Genomic DNA, 20504 nt, shown 5'->3' on the forward strand with positions numbered 1-20504 from the left:
ATATTGAAAATTTTGAGAGTAGATAACTGAACCCATTCGTAAGAAAGAGAGGAAACAATAAATGAAAAAAGTATGGTGGAAAGAAGCAGTCGCATACCAGGTCTATCCTAGAAGTTTTATGGATTCTAATGGTGATGGTATCGGTGATTTGCAAGGCATGATTTCAAAATTAGATTATATAAAAGATTTAGGAATTGATGTCATTTGGATTTGTCCAATGTACAAATCACCTAATGATGATAATGGTTATGATATTAGCGATTATCAAGATATTATGGGTGATTTTGGAACAATGGCAGACTTTGATCAATTATTAGAGGAAGTTCATAATCGCGGGATGAAGCTCATTATTGACTTGGTTATTAACCATACGAGTGATGAACACCCATGGTTTATTGAATCTCGTTCATCCAAAGATGATCCTAAACGTGATTGGTATATCTGGCAAGATGGTAAGGACGGCAAGGAACCTAATAACTGGGAAAGTATTTTTAGTGGTTCTGCTTGGAAATATGATGAAAAAACCCAACAATATTATCTTCACCTCTTTTCAACAAAGCAACCAGATCTTAATTGGCGAAACAAAGAGGTGAGAAATTCTTTATACGAAATGATTAATTGGTGGCTTGATAAAGGGATTGATGGGTTCCGTGTTGATGCAATTAGTCACATTAATAAAGAAGAAGGCTTAGAGGATATGCCAAATGAGAAGGGACTAAAATATGTTCCATCTTTTGATAAGCATATGAATGTAAGTGGAATTCATAAATATCTTCAAGAATTAAAGGAAGAAACCTTTTCTAAATACGATATTATGACAGTTGGAGAAGCAAATGGCGTGAAAGCAGAGGATAAAGAAGACCTTGACGAGTGGGTAGGTGAAGAAAAAGGAAAATTCAACATGGTGTTCCAATTTGAGCATTTATCGTTATGGGATGCAGGTAAAAAGAAAAAGCTAGACATTGTTGAATTGAAAAATGTTTTATCAAAATGGCAAAAAGGTCTTGAAAACAAAGGATGGAATGCGCTTTTTATCGAAAATCATGATCAACCACGCAGAGTATCTACCTGGGGAAATGATACTCGATATTGGTTTGAAAGTGCAACTGCACTTGGGGCGATGTACTTCCTTATGCAAGGAACACCGTTTATCTATCAAGGACAAGAAATTGGAATGACGAATGTAAAGTTTAATTCCATTGAAGATTACAATGATGTTGCAGATAAAAATATGTACCGAATTAAACGTGAGGAAGGCGTGGCACATGGGGATATTATGGATGTAATCTGGTCTTCAAGTCGCGATAATTCAAGAACACCGATGCAATGGTCATCAGAGCAAAATGCAGGTTTTACAACTGGAAAACCATGGCTTGGTGTGAATGAGAACTTTAAAGAAATAAATGTAGAAAATCAACTTCAAGATGAGTCATCAGTGCTTCATTTTTATAAAAAAATGATACAACTTAAGAAGAAAAATGAAGTATTCACCTATGGAAACTATAATTTGATTCTTGATGATCATCCGCAAATTTATGCGTACACACGTACAATGGATAATGACAAGGTTGTTGTGTTCTCAAATCTATCGGAGGAAATAGCGACTTGGGATGATGTATTGGATTTCTCTGTAGGTTCAGATGACTTATTGCTAGCAAATCATGCTGTACTTGACCACGACTTAGTTAGTAAGTTTACTCTAAAACCATATGAAACTAGAGTATATCGAATTAAAAACTGATTGATTTAATGAAGGTGTATCACATTTAGTGGTATGCCTTTTTAATATGGTATTGGAATTAAAATTATTTTTAGAAAATTATGTAAAAAGTCCTCTTGTTAAAAATAATGAAACTAGTTACAATGAAACTAATTATATTAGTTTTAAAACTAATTAGATTAAAGGGGAGATTTTTTATGAAATTATCAAAGGAAGAAACTGTATATCAACTTACATTTTTACCAGGCTTTTTTCCAGTGAATTGTTTCGTAATTGAAGAGCAAACGGAGCTTACGCTAATTGATACAGGGATACCGAGCAGTTACAAAGGAATTTTACATGTAATTGAAAAACTTGATAAGCCACTTACGAACATTTTATTAACACATTCACATGTAGATCATGTTGGTGCCTTAGATGAATTGAAAAGTAAATTCCCTCATGTCCCTGTTTCCATCTCTACTCGTGAAAGTCGGTTACTAAAAGGGGATAAAACATTAGACAGAAATGAGTCGCAAATACCAATCAAAGGCGGAGTTCCTAAAAGTCTTAAAACAACACAAGCTGATTGTCTGCTAGAAGAAGGTGACCGCATTGGATCATTACAGGTTATCGCAACTCCAGGTCATACGCCCGGCTCAATCTCTTTCTTTGATACTCGTAACCAAGCAATAATTGTCGGTGATGCGATGCAGACAAGAGGAGGAACCGCGGTAAGCGGCCAAATTGTTCCACTTTTTCCGTTTCCTGCATTTGGCACATGGGACAAAGAACTATCAATTGAAAGTGTAAAAAAGATTGAAAAATTAAAACCTAGCTTATTGGCAGTAGGACATGGAGAAATGATAAAAAAACCAGAACTCCTTATCCAAAAGGCTATTCAGAAAGCAGAAAAAAATGTTGCAACAGCCACGAAATAAAGAAAGGTTGATTAGAATGGCACCAAGAATCGGACTTAATTTACAAACAATCTTACAAACAGCTACTCAAATTGCTAATGAAGAGGGTGTTGAAGCTATAACATTAGCAACATTGGCAAAAAAACTATCGGTACGACCACCATCTTTGTACAACCACATTGATGGCTTAACTGGTCTGCGAAGAAAATTAGCTATACACGGAATGGATGATCTTTATAGCAAGCTAACTCAAGCTGCGATTGGAAGATCAAAGGATGAAGCAGTCCATGCAATTGCGGATGCTTATGTTGCATTTGTAAGGGATCAACCTGGATTATATGAGATAACAATTAGTACATCTGCTCTGGAAGATACAGAGATTCAATTAGCAGGTCAAAGAATCGTTGATTTAACAATTCAAGTGTTAAATGGATACGGTTTAGAAGAAAATGCAGCGCTTCATGCTGTTCGTGGATTAAGGAGCATTTTGCACGGATTTTCTTCTCTTGAACAAAAGGGTGGGTTTGGTTTGCCTCTTGACCTTGATATTAGCCTCCATTTATTAATTGACAGTTTTTTAGCTGGAATTGACAAGATGAAAAAAGATTCATAACGTAACACTGTAATGGGGGAGCTTGGAATGCTTTTATTAAAAGCTAGTAATTTAGGATTTCGGTTTGTTTTAGAACTATGTGCATTAGCAGCACTTGGTTATTGGGGTTTTAAAGCAGGTCATGGTATCCTTTTGAAGGTTATATTAGGGCTTGGAACACCATTAGCAGCTGCAACTCTTTGGGGATTGTTCGGCTCTCCGGCTGCACCCTTCAAAGTCGGTGTCCCAATTAGACTATTATTAGAGATTGTGATCAATGGTGCAGCAGCTTTCGCATTATATGCTTCAGGCAAAGCTTCATTAGCTGGCACTTTTATTGTTGTCGTTATTATTAATAAAGTCCTAATGATTGTTTGGGAACAGTGAAGAAGAATAGGGAAATTTGATGGATTTTGTCGAATAGTCGATAAAATGAAAAAATCGAAGATAAATCATCAAATTCGAAGATAAATTAATAAAATCGAAGATAAAAGACCCATAATCGTAGATGAAAATTTATCTTAAACCTCTCATTATATAAAATGCTTTCCTTGTGCATGTCCATCTAGGGCTATGATAAGATAAATGGATCGACATGAAAGGAAGGTTTGGCATGAATCAACAAGATTTTACAAATGGAAAGATTGTAAAGCAAATCTGGTTTTTCTCACTGCCAATTATGCTTACAAACTTGTTGCAAGTATCCTATCAATTTATCGATAGCTTGTGGGTTGGTAATCTTCTTGGTGCAAATGCTCTAGGGGCTATTGCCGTTTCTAGTACGGTGATTTTTACAATTTTATCGTTCATTATTGGAATAAATAACGCAACTTTAACGATTCTATCACAGCAAAAAGGTCAAGGGAATGAGAGTGGGCTTAAAAGCTATATTAATGCATTTGTTGTGATATTAACTATTTTATCTGTATTGTTAGGTATCATCGGCTATATCTTTTCTGAGATGATCGTAGAACTTCTTGGTACTCCTCAATCAATGATCAAAGAGGCAACGGCGTATCTTCAAATCAATTTCATCGGAATCTTATTTTTATTTGGCTACAATTTCATCGGTACAGTCTTAAGGGCACTAGGTGATAGTAAAACACCGATTCGATATGTTGTTATTGCAGTTATTTTAAATGCGCTTCTCGATCCAATATATCTGTTTGTATTCAAGCTTGGAATTGAAGGTGCAGCCTATGCAACGATCCTTTCGCAAGGTATTGCTTTTTTATATGGTATTTTCGATACGATGAAGCGAACGCTTATCCCGTTTATATTACCTAAGCTACCGAAAAAGGATGAAGTCGTGACGATTTTGAAGCTTGGAATTCCATCAGGCCTACAAATGACCGTCATTTCAGCTGGTGTGATGGCAATTATGAGTGTTGTCAACTCTTTCGGGAATGATGTTGTCGCAGGATTTGGTGCTGCCCAGCGTCTTGATAGTGTCATTATGTTACCAGCTATGGCGCTTGGTACAGCTGTTAATAGTATGGCTGGACAAAATATCGGGGCAAATAAAATGGACCGTGTTCACCAGATTGCTAAATATGGAGTTTTGATCAATCTTTTTATTATGGTCTTTATAAGTATTCTAGTTGTTATATTTGCAGAAATCGCGATTAGGCTATTTATTAATGAAGAAGCCGCTGTTCAATTCGGAATGAGATACTTACAAATTATTGCCCTATTTTATCCGTTTTTAGGGATTAATTTTATCTTAAATGGTATTGTCCGCGCTGCAGGTGCAATGTTTCAAGTATTAGTTCTTAATGTGATTTCCTTTTGGATTCTTCGCTACCCACTATCTTTTTTATGTTCAGTTTGGTTGGGAGAAAATGGGGTTGCAGTTGGAATGGGACTAAGTTTTGTGATCAGCAGTGTGATTGCATATGGTTATTATAAGTTTGGTAAATGGGATAAAATAAAGGTTAGTAAAGTACTGTGAAAATAACACTAACTCCATCTGCAAATTTTCTAAAAATTAGCGTTTACAGTCTTGACAGTAGGCAAAATACTCGGCATAATAGTAAAAAATCGATGAACGTGTACGGAGGAATAGTAAGCGGGACTTTTAGTACCAGAGAGTGAAGTTTATTAGCTGGAAGACTTCATAACATAAAAGCCGTCGAACCTACCTCCTGAGTCCTATGAAAACATAGGCGTGTCCCTGACGTTAAAAGGGTAAAGTGGGATGTGATTGAAAAATAGATAAGAAGGTTTAAGTTTTGGTACTTAGATTTTCGTGTCTAGCTCCAGCGCCAAAGCTTCGAAGCACAGGACGTGCGAGTGCAGTCAATGCGACAGGACGTCGCGTTTTAACTGCCTCTAGGGTCTAGCCACTAATGAAATGAAGGTAAAGAACACCTTCATTTCATTAGCGTCTTATGCTTGTCGGAGCTGAACAAGGCGCTTCCGCATTTCTAATTCACATTCAATAAAGGTGGTACCACGGAAGCATAGCTCTTTTCGTCCTTATTTTTAGGGATGAATAGGGCTTTTTTGTTTTAATTATGCATGGGATGTATTTAAAGAAAAATAGTGGAGGAAAGAGATCATGGAAAAAAAGCGGATTGTCGTCAAGATCGGTAGTAGCTCGTTAACAAATACTAAGGGTCAAATCGATCAAGAGAAATTTTCAGACCATGTTCATGCAGTGGTAGCACTACGTGAAGCGGGTCATGAAGTACTGCTTGTGTCATCAGGTGCTGTCGCTGCTGGATTTTCTCGGCTAGGATATCCAACACGACCGATAACATTAAAGGGTAAGCAAGCAGCAGCTGCGGTGGGGCAAAGTCTACTTGTCCAATCCTATATTGAACAGTTTGGTCAATTTGATATCATACCAGCACAAATTCTTCTAACACGAAATGACTTTTCAAAGCAGGATCGTTATAAAAATGCTTATGCGACAATTACAGAGCTTTTAGAACGAGGAATTTTGCCAATTATAAATGAAAATGACACGGTCTCTGTTGAAGAGTTGACATTTGGTGATAATGATATGCTTTCTGCGCTAGTAAGCGGACTTATTCATGCCGACCAGCTTATTATTTTAACAGATATTAATGGCTTATATGATTCAAATCCTCGGACAAATCCTTTAGCAAAAAAAATTGACTATCTACCTGAGGTGACAGAAGACATGCTTGCTGCCGCTGAAGGTGCCGGAACAAAGGTAGGAACAGGCGGAATGAAGTCAAAATTAATGGCTGCTAAGACGGCAATTTCATTAGGTGTTCAAGTATTTATCGGCTTAGGGAAAGGAAATAACAAGCTAATAGATATAATCGAGGGCGCTGGAAATGGAACCTATATTGGAAAAAACGGATTAACTACTATTAATAATAGTAGACAATGGATTGCGTTTCATTCGGAAGTATCAGGCAAAATATACGTTGATAAAGGTGCAGAGGATGCACTTTTATACAATGGAAAAAGTCTACTTCCGGCAGGAGTCTATGATATTAAAGGCTCATTTCAGAAATGTGATGTTGTAGAAGTAGTTGGACCAAATGGATTGTTAGGTAAGGGTGAGGTTCTTTTTTCTTCTGATGAGTTAAAAAAATTCATGGGGAAACGAAGTGAAGAGCTAAGTAAAGACGAGGTTTTATCATCAATTGTTGTGATACATCGAAATAAATGGGTAAAAGCATAGGAGGGAATAAGATGAGTGAGGTATTACTAAAGGGAAAAGCAGCAAAAACAGCAAGTTTTATGATGGTCGGCATATCAACAGAGGAAAAAAATGAAGCGTTGGGGAAAATCGCTGATCAGTTACTTGTTGATCAAGAGTATATCCTTGAAGAAAATCAAAAGGATCTTGAAGCTGGAAGAAAAAATGGATTATCAGAAAGCGTATTAGATCGCATCATGCTAAACGAAAAACGGATTCTTGATATGGCAGAAGCGATACGACTTTTAATTGATCTAAAAGATCCTATCGGTGAAACACTCGAAACGATTCATAAAGACAATGGTCTGCTTATAAGACAGAATCGCGTACCACTGGGTGTAATCGGGATGATTTATGAAGCAAGGCCTAATGTGACAATTGACGCGGCAACACTTACATTAAAAACAGGAAATGCTGTTATTTTAAGAGGAAGCTCATCTGCACGTTTTTCAAATGAGGCACTTGTTCAGTCGATTCATAAAGCATTAGAAATAAGCAAGGTACCTGTAGATGCTGTTCAATTAATTGAAGATACAAGCAGAGAAACAGCAAAAGAACTATTTCACTTAAAGGAATATTTAGATGTCTTAATTCCACGTGGTGGTAAGAATCTGATCGATACAGTGGTTAGAGAGGCAACAGTACCTGTTCTTGAAACAGGAGCTGGAAACTGTCATGTGTTTATCGATGAATCAGCTGATTATCAGATGGCTGAAAGTATTGTGATTAATGGAAAAACTCAACGTCCTTCTGTATGTAATGCAATTGAAACAATTTTAATCGAAGAAAAATGGTTTGCACAACATGGTAAGGATTTAATTGATACGTTAAATGACCATGGTGTTGAAATTTATGGGGATAGTGTAGTAAGTAGTGTGTTTGGTACTGCGAAACTAGCAACTGAAGAAGATTGGTATACCGAATACTTGGCTCTTTCCGTAAGTATTAAGGTAGTAAAAAGTGTGGAAGAAGCTATTAACCATATTAATAAGTATGGAACAAATCACTCAGAAGCAATCATCACAGCAAGTGAGGACCGTGCAAATAAATTCCTAAATAAAGTAGATGCTGCAGCTGTGTATCATAATGCATCAACACGTTTTACGGATGGCTCTGAATTCGGATATGGAGCGGAAATTGGCATTAGTACACAAAAGCTACATGCTAGAGGTCCGATGGGATTAAACGCGTTAACTTCAAGTAAGTTTTTCGTTTATGGAACAGGCCAGATTCGTTAATAAATGATAGTCATGATTGATTGCGAGCTTAACCTAGAATAATTAGGTCTAGCTCTTTTTTGTCGTTTGGGAAATTATAAATTTCATGTAATGCAGATAATACTTAATCTTACAAAACAGGGTAATAGTAGTAAACCTCAGGTTAATGGTAAAATAATAATAAAACTAAATCTAAAATGTTTCATAAATAATGATTAAAGGGATCTCAAATTACAATCAATCATAACGAGAAGGAGGATAAAATGGACCAAATCACCTTTTACCCACAAGGCGACAAGGCAATCACGATTCATTTTGGTCAAGAACTACATAAAGACCTTCATCAGAAGATCATTGCCTTCACTGAATTCATAGAAGCAAACCCTTTTCCAGGATTGCTCGAGGTCATCCCAAGCTTTACTTCTGCCACAATTAGTTATGAACCAACAAAGATTGAGATGGTTACTCCCAAAAAAACACCATATGACGTTGTCCTTAGCATACTAAAATCCAGACTAACTAACCTACCAGTATCCATTTCTCATCCATCAAAAACAGTCACGATCCCAGTTTGCTATGGCGGAGATTTTGGTCCTGACTTACAAGATGTTGCAGACTACCATCATTTAACACAACAGCAAATCATTAATATCCACGCTAACCAAGAGTACTTAGTTTATATGATTGGTTTTGCGCCAGGCTTTCCTTATCTTGGTGGAATGTCAAAAGAAATTGCAACACCAAGGAAAGCGACGCCAAGATTGAAGATACCAGTAGGAAGTGTTGGGATTGGCGGGGAACAAACAGGGGTATACCCGATTGAAAGTCCAGGAGGCTGGCAGTTAATTGGACGAACACCTATACGGTTATTTCGGCAAGATGCAAAACAACCTAGTCTATTACGTGCAGGAGATTTCGTCCGTTTTCAACCAATTACTCCACAGCAATTTGAAGCTCTAAGGATAGAGAAGCAATGACGATAAAGGTGCTAGAACAAGGTTTATCGACAACAGTGCAGGATTTAGGGAGAATTGGATTTCAGCAATATGGAGTTGTTGTTGGTGGTGTGATGGATGAGGTCGCAGCAAAAATTGCTAATCTTCTCATTGGCAATAACGAAGATGATGCAGTGGTAGAAATGACGTTAATAGGACCAACATTGTTATTTCAACAGGATACATTAATATCGCTTTGTGGAGCTGATTTGTCTGCGAGCATTGGCAGCAAACCTGTACCATTATGGAAACCAATTTTTGTGAAAGCAGGAAGTGTCCTTCGCTTCGGCCGTCCACTACAAGGCTGTAGAACTTACTTAGCTGTTGCAGGGGGAATTGATGTTCCATTGGTAATGGAAAGCCGAAGTACATATGTAAGGGGTGGTTTAGGTGGTTATCATGGCCGTACTTTGCAAAAGGGAGATGTACTCAACTACAAGCCGAGTGATTTAGCAAAATTCCTTTGTACGAGAATTTGGTCAGGACCATTTAAACAAGTCAATTGGACTGTAAGTTCGCTAATAAAACCAGTTTATAAGAAAGACCCAGAAATACGATTTATAAAAGGACCTCAATTCGATCTATTTATAGAAAGATCTAAAAGAGAATTTCTTTCAGAAAAATATAAGGTTACACCTAATTCAGATCGCATGGGATATCGCCTATCTGCAAAAGCACTTAAGTTAACCAAAGATGTTGAACTTTTATCAGAAGCTGTAACGATGGGAACGATTCAAGTGCCAAATGATGGTCAACCGATTATTTTAATGGCAGATCGACAAACAATCGGTGGTTATCCGAAAATAGGTTATGTAGCAAGTATTGATTTTTCAGTATTATCACAAGTGATGCCAGGTGAAAATCTGACTTTTAAGGAAATAAGCATACAAGATGCTCAAAGACTGCTATTAGAGAGAGAGCATATGATTTCAAAAGTGAAAATTGGTATTTCATTAGCTTTTAGGAGGATGAAGCATGGTTCGTATTGATATGAATTGTGATATGGGGGAAAGTTTTGGTAGATATACAATCGGTGCCGATGAGCAGATCATTACTTCTATTACATCTGCAAATATTGCATGTGGGTTTCATGCTGGCGATCCGGAAACGATGAAGAAAACCGTACGTCTTGCATTGGATCATTCTGTAAGTATAGGCGCACACCCAGGTTTAGATGATTTAAAAGGCTTTGGTAGAAGAACAATGTCTATTACAGCAGAGGAGGTGTATGATCTAGTTGTTTACCAAATCGGTGCACTTCACGGCTTCGTATTAGCTGAGGGCGCCGTATTAAAACACGTAAAGCCACATGGTGCGTTATACAATATGGCTGCCGTAAAGAAGGATTTAGCAGAGGCGATTGCCAAAGCTATTTATAAAATAAATCCTGAGCTTATTTTATATGGGCTTTCTGGAAGTGAATTAATAAAAGCAGGAAACAAATTCGGCTTAAAAACAGCGAATGAAGTATTTGCAGATCGAACGTATCAAAGAGATGGTACGTTAACACCTCGTCATCAAGAGGGTGCACTTATTAAAGATGAAAACATAGCAATTGCTCAAGTGATAAAAATGGTTGTTGATCAAAAGGTTATCACATCAGGACATGAAGTGCCAATAACTGCTGATACAATTTGTATCCATGGTGACGGGGAACACTCGGTTGAATTCGCTAAGAAAATAAATAGAGCTTTGCAGGATAATGGTATAGAGGTTAAAGGATTGTAACTGAGAATTTAAGTGCCCGGGAAATATTTTTGCCCACACGGGTGAAATATAGCCTACAACTAAATAAACCAATCCATTTATATTGATATGGTATACTAGAAGAATCAATTCATAGATTCGTAGTTAGGTAAGGTGATCTAATGGAATTTTTCACGGTATTAATTCCGATTTTTTTTATTTTTGGTATTGGGTTTGTTGGTCAGAAAATGATTGGATTTGATACGAAGCCATTATCTGTTATGGCCATATATTTAATGCTTCCTTTTTTAGCTTTTCAAACATTTTATAAAACAGATTTGACGATTGATTATGCAATGATGACTTTTTACACGGTCGGGCTTGCGCTTTGCCTTATTATCATTATTTATATTATTGCATTTATTAGAAGATATTCTGTAAAGAAAACATGTGGAATGATCCTAGCATCTGCATTTATGAATAATGGAAATTATGGAACACCCCTTATTTTCTTTGCTTTCGGTGAGGCAGGGCTTCATTACGCCGTTATTTTAATGGTTATTCAGCAGCTTCTTATGTGTACAGTTGGTATTTATTATGCTGCAAAGGGCTCTCCAGATGGTGGCGGTATAAAAATGGCTTTGAAAGAGGTTGTGAAAGTACCTATTGTTTACGGTGCACTGCTTGGGGTCATTTTTCATCTCTTTCACATACCGGTCGGAGGTTCATTTATGGATGCCATTGAGATGGTGGGGGATGCAGCAGTTCCAACAATTATGATTATTTTAGGAATGCAGCTTGCTAAAATATCTGTAAAAAAATTAGATTTTGCTCCACTGTCATTATCTTTAGGTTTAAGACTGTTTATATCACCTGTTATTGCATTCGTATTTACGTTATTCCTGCCAATTGATGATTTATTAAAACAAATTATGATCGTACTTTCAGCGATGCCAACAGCTGCAAATACAACTATGTATGCACTCCAATATGATACAGAACCACAATTTGTATCAACAGCTACATTATTTAGTACGGTATTAAGCTTGGTGACATTACCAATTGTTTTATATGTATCTAGTTTAATATATGGATGATTTTTAGACCTCTGAGCATATCAGGGGTTTTTATTTAATCACAAACCCAAATACAAGACATTTTCTTAGAATATTGAGTGATTATCGGTATTTTTTAAAGAATGACATTACGCGCTAATAATCCCTCCTAAAGGCATTCAAAAGGTTCTAAGCCTTCGACATATATAGAACATATGTAGAACGGTCCTCATCAATTTCAGCTGATATTTTTTCGTACTCTTGATCCTGGATCCATAAATAATCATTTCCGATCAGGGATAATGCTTCTTCATGTGAATATAAATCATATGTAAAGATAAGTGGTGAATCATTGTATTCCTTAAAGTCACGTACTTCAAGTGTTACATGTGTATAGTGCATAGCATGGTCAAAAATATGTTCTTCATCATCTTTTTCTACATAAATAACATAATATTCGTCTTCAAGACTGGAAGACGTTTGATGATACACCTCTTTGTTTTTTATAAAATAATCACATAGTCTTCGACAAAAGATTTCTGAGGGCTCTGCAAACTCGTAATGAAACAATGCAGGGTAGCTATTCCGTTCATCGTTTAAACGATATTCCAATTTATAACTTTTTTTCATATATACCTCCAAAGATGTCATTATTTCTACTATACTATATTAGGGCGCAGTTTATCATGAATTAATTTGTAATTATTAACAGAGAAAAGCTATTTAAGGGGGGGAAGGCGTTTGAGTAAGACAAATAAATTATTAACTGGAATCATTTCTGCTACGATGATTACAGCTACTGGATGTAGTGATGAGTCGTTACCACCTGTTCCTGAGGGAACTGATTGTGGGGATTGGGAATGGGAGTCTGATGAAGGCGTTTGGGAATGTGATGATTATGATTCATCTCACTATGGTCATTTTTATTACGGTGGAAAAATGTTTTCATCTAAAAGCAGCTTAAAAACAAATTCCGCTTATCAAAGCTATAAATCGAGTAGCTCATTTAAAGGAGGAAAATCTGGATTTGGGTCTGGGTCTAGTGGAGGTTTTGGTGGGTAATGTTACACTCATTTAATCTAGAGTATCATAGACAAAAGCGGAATCAAGCTTACAGCAAGATGAACTCCTTTTGGCATAATCTTTATGATAGTGAATATGCGTTATATGATATCGCTCTTATGACAAAAGAAGAGGTTAATGAAGTATGTAACGTGACAAACAGAGTCGGTCAAATTTTCTTTAAGCTAGGAAACTTACTGAGAAACTCATCTAACGAAACATTATTACAATTAGATATTCCAAGAAGCATGCTCCCATTTATCAGACATCGGTCTTTACCGGTTGAAACGGTTATTGCTCGTGTGGACTTAGTTCAAACGACTAATGGATTGAAGCTACTTGAGCTTAATAGTGATACTCCGACTTTTGAGAAGGAAGTTTTTTATGTAAATGGTGCCATGTGTGAAGAGTTTAATGTTGAGAATCCGAATAAGGGATTAGTTGATATACTAGGAAAAGAAATACGAAAAGCGTTAGCAGAAGTGCTACATCATTCTGAACTTACAGATGAACCACATATCGTTTTCACATCACATGATGAACATGAAGAAGACAAATTAACAACATTGTTTTTAATGGAAGCAGCAAATGTTTCGGCGAAATATGTTCCATTGCATAAGCTCACAATTAAAGAGCAAGTAGGATTGTATGATGATGAAGGCAAAAAGATTGATCTTCTCTATCGGCAAACATATCCGTTAGAGCATTTAATTGAAGACGTCGAAGAAGAAACAAATGAAAAAATAGGTTTACAACTACTCGAGCTAGTTGCTTCAAACAAGCTGCAAATGATCAATCCCATTTCAGCGTTTCTTTTGCAATCGAAGGCTGTTCAAGCAGTTATTTGGGGGATGATGGAGTGTGATCATCCGTTCTTCTCAGATGAAGAAAAGCATTGGATTTCAACCTATTTTTTGCCTACATATCTCGAGGAAGATGTATTCCTAACAAGCGGTATAAAATATGTAAAAAAACCAAGCTTTGGTCGGGAAGGAGATACGGTATCAATTTTTCATGGGACAAAGAAGATTCTTGAAGACAAGAATAAAAGCTATGAAAAGTCATTGCCGGTTTATCAAAAGTTTATTGAACTCCCGACAAAAGAAATTAAAACGATCGATGGGCTAAAAAAAGGGAAGCTATTAATCGGAAGCTTTTTAATAAATGGAAAAGCTTGTGGAATCGGTTTAAGAGCTGGACAGCAAATAACGGATAACAATGCCTATTTTTTACCAGTAGGAGTAAAACGTTAAAGAAGGGACCTGATAGTATGTCATTTACAGAATTGTTTTTGTCGACAGTTTCTTATATTGGATTAGCTGTTGTATTACTATTTATTGGAATTATCCTATTTGAAGTAACAACAAAAAATAAAGAATTTGAATTAATTAAAAATGGAAACAAAGCGGCTGTCTATGCATTTGGTGGTCGTATTTTAGGGTTAGCAATTGTCCTCTATTCATCAATATCAAACTCTGTCAATATACTGGATATGGTGGTGTGGGGAAGCATAGCGATTGTCATTCAGATCATTGTTTTTTATTTGGCAGAGCTTTTAACACCTAAATTTAATATTACCAAAGCAATTGATGACGATAATCAAGCTGTAGGATTATTTCTATTATTTTTATCTGTATCAATCGGACTAATTATTGCAGCATCACTTACGTATTAAATAATAACAATCGAGCACAAACAAGAAATTGAATGTTTGTGCTTTTTTAATCTAGACCTTCTTCTTCCTTAACAAAAGCGGGATCAAAGCATTTTATGGCACTAAAGTTAGTAGGGTCAATAGTAACACCTTCATCCGATTCAGTTACAAAGTCTACCTCACAGATTCTTCTGAATCTAACCCCATTAAGTTCGTCATCCCATATACATTTATTTGGACGTAATAAACGTAATGTTACACACCCTGATTCACGATCCAATTTGATAACTTTAAAGAAAATAGTTACAAAGCATTCTGGTTTTCCAGCTTTAGCCCATGTGAAAAATGGCTCTCCCTTTTGGGTTTGCAGGATAAATGGAATCGTTTTAAATGCCGGTGCCTCAATTAGTTTGCAGGTGGACCGAAGATACGCGGCTTTGTCCTGGGAATTTTTGATTGTTTCGAGTGCGGTCCAAATACAGGAAATCGTATGTGCATTCATATCGTTCGTGTCTTCAATCATTTGTATTTCCCACCTTACACATAAAAACAGTAAATCTCCAACTAAACGAAGAACTACTTAATGTTAGAATATAGATTTTCTATTGAATTCGTGCTGGGTAGATCGTCTAATCTACTTAAAGGTTTAGAATTCGTATGAAAAAAGCCATCATATTGATATTGCAATATTTTACTGTTTGTTCTATCAAAATAAGAATATAAATGGAAGTGATTGTAAATAGTAATAAAACAAAGTATTTCATTTGTTAACAATTAAACGGTTGAAGTACTTGTTTTAGACGTTAATAAGCGTAATAGTTATGGATGAAACAGGGGAAATTAGTGAGGTAATTTGTTATTAATAATGATGAATAGGAAGCAGTAATATGACGTCAAAAACAGAAGCAATTTTATGGAGTATAGCACTACCTGGATTTGCCCAAATTCTGAATAAAAAATTAGCCAAGGGTTTTGTTTTTATTTTTTTAGAGTTTCTTATTAATGTGAACAGCAATTTTAATTCAGCGATTATGGCAAGCTTTTTAGGGGAAATTGACAAAGCTTTCCAAATCGTAAACTATCAATGGCTTATGTTTTATCCATGTGTATATATGTTTGCTATGTGGGATGCATTTAAGGATGCGGAGGGTGAGAGGTCTCCATATTCATTTTTTCCCTTTGTATTTGGGGCCTATTTTGTAACCGTTGGTCTTATGTATTCACCGATTTTTAAAATAAATGGTGTGCTATTAGGCCCCATTTGGACACCAATGCTATCACTCATTCCTGGATTACTAATTGGTTATATCATATGGTTTATCTTAAATAGGGTAAAGAAGTATAAGAAATGAAAAATGAAATAATCGACAAGTGTATTAACCAAACTACAATTTTTTACAATGTAATTATTTTTAGTGAAGAAAAAATTAAGTAATTCTTCTTGAAAACCCCAATGTCACTTTCACAATTTGTTTATTTCATACACCCTAATAAAACCAATGCCTTTTACGAATTGTTTAAGAAGGTATTGGTTTTTTGTTCTTTTTACTAGGATAATTAAGTATAAATAAATTTGAAATAAAATTAACATTTTCGGGAACGAATTTCTGTTAAAATAAACCAATAGGCTCTTTGACATCCAGCGACTAGCGAACTTCACGCTCCTTATACACTAAGTCACTTTATTACATATGGAGTGCTCTTTTTTCTATGTTGCTGATAAAGGCGCCTTGAGCTTTTGTTCCTATTTTATGTTTTATACATGTTCATGATAAACTTATATTTTTAGCAGGAGGATACTATGCAAACGGAAAAACAATTAATTCATAAAACCTTTTATGAGACGTTTATAGCTGGAAGTGACCAAAGACAACCGGCTGAAGTACTTGGTCAAGCATATTTTGAGGAGCAGAACAGCGATGAGAGTTTCGATTTGTCCTACATACGTTTTGCTCAAGGCGAGATTTATTATCTGTATCAGGATTATGAAACAGCCATTTTTAAATGGGAAAATATAAAAAACGAGCTCGAACCATGGGCTAATAAAAATATTGGCGATGCCTATTATCAATTGGGCTTGCTTTCAGCCGCTGAAGATAAGTACATTTCAATTGAAACAGAAGACAAAACCTTAAGCATTGAGGTAGCTCTCAAGCTTTTTTCTCTTTATCAAGAAAGAAATAAGATAGAGAATGCTTATGAAATCATCCAAAAGGCATTACATATTAACCCAGATTATCCACAAGTAACAAATATTGCTCGAGACTTTTATGAAGAGAAGAATGATTTTGCTCATGCAATAAAGCTCGCGGTTACTGAATCGATTCGAACTGAGCGTGAAGAATGGTTCCAAGTTCTAATCTCATATGTAAAAGCAGGGTATACAAAACAGTTTCAGCCTGATTTTTTCGCTGAAGCATTGCTAACGTTTTTTGAAGTAAGTAAACATTCCTTTTCACAATTTATCGGAGCTCTATGGCATAGCTACAAAAATGAAGAATCATATCTAACCTGGTTAAGAACAATCAATGATCTCTTTTTTACTGTTGACCTTGAAGCAAATGATCATCAATGGGATCACACAATACATCTTTTTGAGGAGACATTTATTGGGTTAACTGAGGGATCCTACTATCTAAGGGAGCTTCACGATATTATTCCTAATTTATTGGCTAATTGGTTACTTCTTTCAACACGAGAGAATGGATTGTTTCCATCGGCGACAGTATTAGCCTGGAATGAAATTTTTCCAGGAACGGTTCTACCTGATGCTGTCTATAAAGCAGAATCAATCATTTTTGAAGCTGAAAATGAGCAAAGTGGCTTAGAAAACGCCTTACAACTATTTAAAACGATTAGTGACTGGGCAGAAAATCATTCAGTTGAAGTAAATAATAAAGTAAATTGGTGGTTGGAAGAGCTAATCAACCCACAAATTAAGAATCATTTTCTGTTAGCTGGAAAATCAGGAAGCGGAAAAACGACATTTGTTAACTCTTTACTAGGAGACCAACTATTCAAAGGATCAACAACATCCTTCGTAATCCTACATGATGATGACGAGTTAACAATGAATCACATTTCTGATTCTGAACAACAAACGGTTCACAATCAACGTGAATTAGATGAATACATTCAAGCTGATGAGAAATCACTTATCCATGTTAAACGACCATGTATTTTGTTGCATGAGCATCAGTGTGCAATTATAGATACACCACCAATCAATGGTAGTAATGAGATGAGAAACCAGATATTTGATTCATTGCCATTAGCTGACGGGTTGTTGTATGTTTTAGATGGTTCGTCATTATCAGAACGAGAATATGATGTTTTATGTCAGATGAAAAACTTTGCGCCAGACTTAAAGGTACACTTTTTATTAAATAAAGTTGATTTAATTGCAAGTGACGCACATACCGCTGCTCTTACGGACGAAATAAAATCACAAATTGGAGCTATTTATCCTGAGGCGGAAATTTTACCTTACTCATCATTACATCCATTTAGTCAGCAATTAAGTAAGCTTAATATATTTTTATCCACGCATTTTCCTTATAGCATAAAAGAAAAACAAGAAAAACGAACAGCAAAGGTACTAACCTTAATCCGTAAAATGCTCACGGATCTATTGCAAAAACGCGTTGATATGGAGAAGGGATTAATCGATTCCATTCAATGGAATGAAGATATATTAGGTCGTTTAAAAGGCTTTACGAATAAACTTACTGATCTTCAACAAGAAAAAGTTGCTACCATAGTAGCTGCATATAAAGAATTAATGAAGGAAAGTAAAACAGAACTACAAGTAACAATACCTAGGCTTTTAAAAGAAAGTGCAGAGCAAATTAAAGAAGACAGTGATTTTAAACAAATTCATATTATGCTTAATAACAGCATGAATGCCAAAGTAAAGGAATATTATGAACAGACCTTGGTGCCGATGCTTTGCGATAAGCTTGAGAATTGGATTTCCACATCAAAGGATGAATTACATGAAAGTCAATCCTACTTAAAGGAAATGAGCGAAACCTTTAATGAAATCTATCAGCAAGAAAAGCTTCAATTAAATTGTGAGTTTACGATTTTAGAGGATTGGCGTCGTGATATTAATCGGATGACAGGGAGAATTCAGTATGAAAACGAAAATATTATGCTGAAAAATAAACCAGCACAACTCCTATTAAAAAGTGCTGGAAAGCTATTCGGAGCCATGAATCAAAATAAGATGATGCTTGTGAATCAATATAAAAAATACGTTGAGAATGAAACCTTTGAAGAAGTAACGGAATCAATTTCCCGGAAATTATTTTTACCATTTGAGTTGTTTGAAAAAGGCTTAAATCAAGATATATCCTCTTTCTTTACTACTCCAATTAGCGAGGTTGAGGAAACAATTGTTGAAACCGAAACGACTATCCAAGAGGAGAAAGAAGGGCTAAGTGAAATGAAAGCAAATCCTGAGCTCTTTTACGATCCATTAAAATTGTTTGAAGTTAATCTTCTTCAGCAGGAATTTATGCTACAAGCGAAAAAGGATTATAGCCGAATGGTATAGTATACCTTATAAAGAGACTGAATTTGTATGGAGGGCTATGCTTCCGTATGAATGAAGTCTCTTTTTTATTTAATGACTCTGTAGAGCTCATTGTTGAGTTTTTGCACTTTGTTGATTGAAGCGAACGCCTATAGTGGAAATCAACAACTAAGTTTAATAGTGCCTATTTAATAGATAGGAAATTCTATTTTTTATTCTTTTAGAATATAATGATAGGTAAGCGGCTATGACATAAACAAGGAGACTACGATTTTGAGAAAAAACAATAAACTGACATTTAAACGAATATTGATCATTTTGCTACTCTTAGTGATCATTGCATTTATACCGACCCCATATTATCTTTACCAACCAGGACCTATTGAAGATTTAGAGCCAAAAGTGTCGGTAGAGGGTGGACATAAAGATGAACAAGGAAGCTTTAACTTGACTACTGTATTATCTGTGAAAGCTTTTAATCCTTATATTTTAGTGTATGGACTAGTTGCTCCCCACACAGATATCGTTAAGGAAGAAGATGTAAAAGGTGATTTAACAGATGCAGAATATACGAAAATACTAAACTTTATGATGAAGGATTCAAAGCAAAATGCATTAGTAGCAGGATTTACTGAAGCTGGGGAAGAAGTGGATATTGAGTACCATGGAATTTTTGTTCGTACGATTTTACCAGATTCACCAGCAAAAAAAGTTCTGAAAGTCGGTGACTTGATTACAAGCATTGATGGTAAAGATATGAATGAAGCTCCAGAGTTTATATCATACATAGAAGAAAATAAAAAAGTTGGAGACCACGCAACCCTAACAATAAAACGTGGTGATAAAGAGTTGGAAGAAACAGTCGATATGATTGCCCTAGATGACTTGACAGATCGAGTGGGAATAGGAATTGCGCCAGAGGAAGAGTTCACAGCAACGGTCTCAAGAAAAGTAAAAATAAATAGTGAGGACATTGGCGGACCTTCTGCAGGTTTGATGTTTTCCTTAGAAATCTACAACCAACTGACTTCAGAAGATTTAACAAAAGGCTATAAAATAGCCGGAACTGGTACAATTGACCATAACGGCAATGTTGGTCAAATAGGTGGGATAAAACATAAGGTTACAGCTGCTAATGAAGAGGGGGCAGATATCTTCTTTACACCAAAAGACCTCACTTCAATAGACACGAATGAAAAAGACGTCCTAGCTGAAGTAAAGGAAAATGAGTATGAAATTGAAATCGTACCCATTGCTACAATAGCCGAAGCAGTAGATTATTTGCAAGGACTTGATGTTAAGGAATAGATTACAAAACTCAAAATCTATGAAAAGGTGAGGAACCTCCGTGGGAATGGAGGTTTTTTGTTGTCGGTTAGGAAATTATAAAATTCTTAAACTGTGGATA

19 protein-coding genes are annotated in these 20504 nt (G+C 35.8%); 17 read left to right on the plus strand and 2 right to left on the minus strand.

What is annotated here, in order from left to right:
• Positions 1–61: 61 nt before the first annotated feature.
• The 11 genes from HUW50_RS15935 (at position 62) to HUW50_RS15985 (ending at position 11885) form a co-directional block, all read left to right on the plus strand.
• A complete protein-coding gene (locus HUW50_RS15935; protein ID WP_066324900.1) occupies positions 62–1741 on the plus strand; it encodes a glycoside hydrolase family 13 protein in 1680 nt (559 codons plus the stop codon).
• 176 nt (positions 1742–1917) lie between these two features.
• On the plus strand, positions 1918–2640 hold the full coding sequence (locus tag HUW50_RS15940) for an MBL fold metallo-hydrolase (RefSeq protein ID WP_066324902.1): 723 nt from the start codon (positions 1918–1920) through the stop codon (positions 2638–2640).
• Positions 2641–2656: 16 nt separating this feature from the next.
• Entirely contained in the window at positions 2657–3232 is a 576-nt protein-coding gene (locus HUW50_RS15945) for a TetR/AcrR family transcriptional regulator (RefSeq protein ID WP_066324909.1), read from the plus strand.
• A gap of 27 nt (positions 3233–3259) precedes the next feature.
• On the plus strand, positions 3260–3598 hold the full coding sequence (locus tag HUW50_RS15950) for a YrdB family protein (protein WP_066324911.1): 339 nt from the start codon (positions 3260–3262) through the stop codon (positions 3596–3598).
• Between the two features lie 226 nt (positions 3599–3824).
• Positions 3825–5162, plus strand: coding sequence for an MATE family efflux transporter (locus HUW50_RS15955; RefSeq protein ID WP_066324913.1), 1338 nt, complete (start codon positions 3825–3827; stop codon positions 5160–5162).
• Between the two features lie 609 nt (positions 5163–5771).
• On the plus strand, positions 5772–6872 hold the full coding sequence (proB, locus tag HUW50_RS15960; protein WP_066324925.1) for a glutamate 5-kinase: 1101 nt from the start codon (positions 5772–5774) through the stop codon (positions 6870–6872).
• Between the two features lie 11 nt (positions 6873–6883).
• On the plus strand, positions 6884–8128 hold the full coding sequence (locus HUW50_RS15965; RefSeq protein ID WP_066324926.1) for a glutamate-5-semialdehyde dehydrogenase: 1245 nt from the start codon (positions 6884–6886) through the stop codon (positions 8126–8128).
• A 242-nt stretch (positions 8129–8370) separates the two neighbouring features.
• Positions 8371–9084 carry a 5-oxoprolinase subunit PxpB gene (pxpB, locus tag HUW50_RS15970; RefSeq protein ID WP_066324929.1) on the plus strand — a complete coding sequence of 238 codons (714 nt, stop codon included), beginning with the start codon at positions 8371–8373 and terminating at the stop codon, positions 9082–9084.
• A complete protein-coding gene (locus HUW50_RS15975; protein WP_066324937.1) occupies positions 9081–10091 on the plus strand; it encodes a 5-oxoprolinase subunit C family protein in 1011 nt (336 codons plus the stop codon). The genes pxpB and HUW50_RS15975 overlap by 4 nt, the downstream gene beginning before the upstream one ends.
• Positions 10078–10830 carry a LamB/YcsF family protein gene (locus tag HUW50_RS15980; RefSeq protein WP_066324939.1) on the plus strand — a complete coding sequence of 251 codons (753 nt, stop codon included), beginning with the start codon at positions 10078–10080 and terminating at the stop codon, positions 10828–10830. The genes HUW50_RS15975 and HUW50_RS15980 overlap by 14 nt, the downstream gene beginning before the upstream one ends.
• 140 nt (positions 10831–10970) lie before the next feature.
• The gene (locus tag HUW50_RS15985; protein ID WP_066324941.1) at positions 10971–11885 is read left to right on the plus strand and encodes an AEC family transporter; all 915 of its coding nucleotides are present in this window, start codon (positions 10971–10973) and stop codon (positions 11883–11885) included.
• Positions 11886–12032: 147 nt separating this feature from the next.
• On the opposite strand, the gene HUW50_RS15990 is transcribed toward HUW50_RS15985, so the two are convergent.
• Positions 12033–12473 (minus strand): hypothetical protein, encoded by a 441-nt coding sequence (locus HUW50_RS15990; protein WP_066324948.1) that lies wholly within the window; start codon positions 12471–12473, stop codon positions 12033–12035.
• 111 nt (positions 12474–12584) lie between these two features.
• Here HUW50_RS15990 and HUW50_RS15995 point away from each other — a divergent pair, with 111 nt between their 5' ends.
• Genes HUW50_RS15995 through HUW50_RS16005 form a run of 3 tightly spaced genes read left to right on the plus strand, consistent with a single transcriptional unit; the run spans position 12585 to position 14580 of the window.
• Entirely contained in the window at positions 12585–12905 is a 321-nt protein-coding gene (locus HUW50_RS15995) for a hypothetical protein (RefSeq protein WP_066324959.1), read from the plus strand.
• Entirely contained in the window at positions 12905–14158 is a 1254-nt protein-coding gene (locus HUW50_RS16000) for a glutathionylspermidine synthase family protein (protein ID WP_185653035.1), read from the plus strand. Before HUW50_RS15995 ends, HUW50_RS16000 begins: the two co-directional genes overlap by 1 nt.
• Positions 14159–14175: 17 nt before the next feature.
• Positions 14176–14580, plus strand: a complete 405-nt coding sequence (locus tag HUW50_RS16005) for a DUF350 domain-containing protein (protein ID WP_066324963.1) — start codon at positions 14176–14178, stop codon at positions 14578–14580.
• Between the two features lie 46 nt (positions 14581–14626).
• Here the strand turns inward: HUW50_RS16005 and HUW50_RS16010 are convergent, their stop codons facing one another.
• Positions 14627–15082 (minus strand): CotY/CotZ family spore coat protein, encoded by a 456-nt coding sequence (locus tag HUW50_RS16010; protein WP_066324967.1) that lies wholly within the window; start codon positions 15080–15082, stop codon positions 14627–14629.
• 364 nt (positions 15083–15446) lie between these two features.
• On the opposite strand from HUW50_RS16010, the gene HUW50_RS16015 reads away from it, so the two are divergent.
• The 3 genes from HUW50_RS16015 (at position 15447) to HUW50_RS16025 (ending at position 20404) form a co-directional block, all read left to right on the plus strand.
• The gene (locus tag HUW50_RS16015; protein WP_066324971.1) at positions 15447–15911 is read left to right on the plus strand and encodes a hypothetical protein; all 465 of its coding nucleotides are present in this window, start codon (positions 15447–15449) and stop codon (positions 15909–15911) included.
• Positions 15912–16360: 449 nt separating this feature from the next.
• Entirely contained in the window at positions 16361–19117 is a 2757-nt protein-coding gene (locus tag HUW50_RS16020) for a GTPase domain-containing protein (protein ID WP_066324974.1), read from the plus strand.
• A 252-nt stretch (positions 19118–19369) separates the two neighbouring features.
• On the plus strand, positions 19370–20404 hold the full coding sequence (locus HUW50_RS16025) for a SepM family pheromone-processing serine protease (protein WP_083964429.1): 1035 nt from the start codon (positions 19370–19372) through the stop codon (positions 20402–20404).
• Positions 20405–20504 lie beyond the last annotated feature (100 nt).

Origin of the sequence: Metabacillus sp. KUDC1714 (genome assembly GCF_014217835.1) — a bacterium.
GTDB lineage: Bacteria > Bacillota > Bacilli > Bacillales > Bacillaceae > Metabacillus > Metabacillus rhizosphaerae.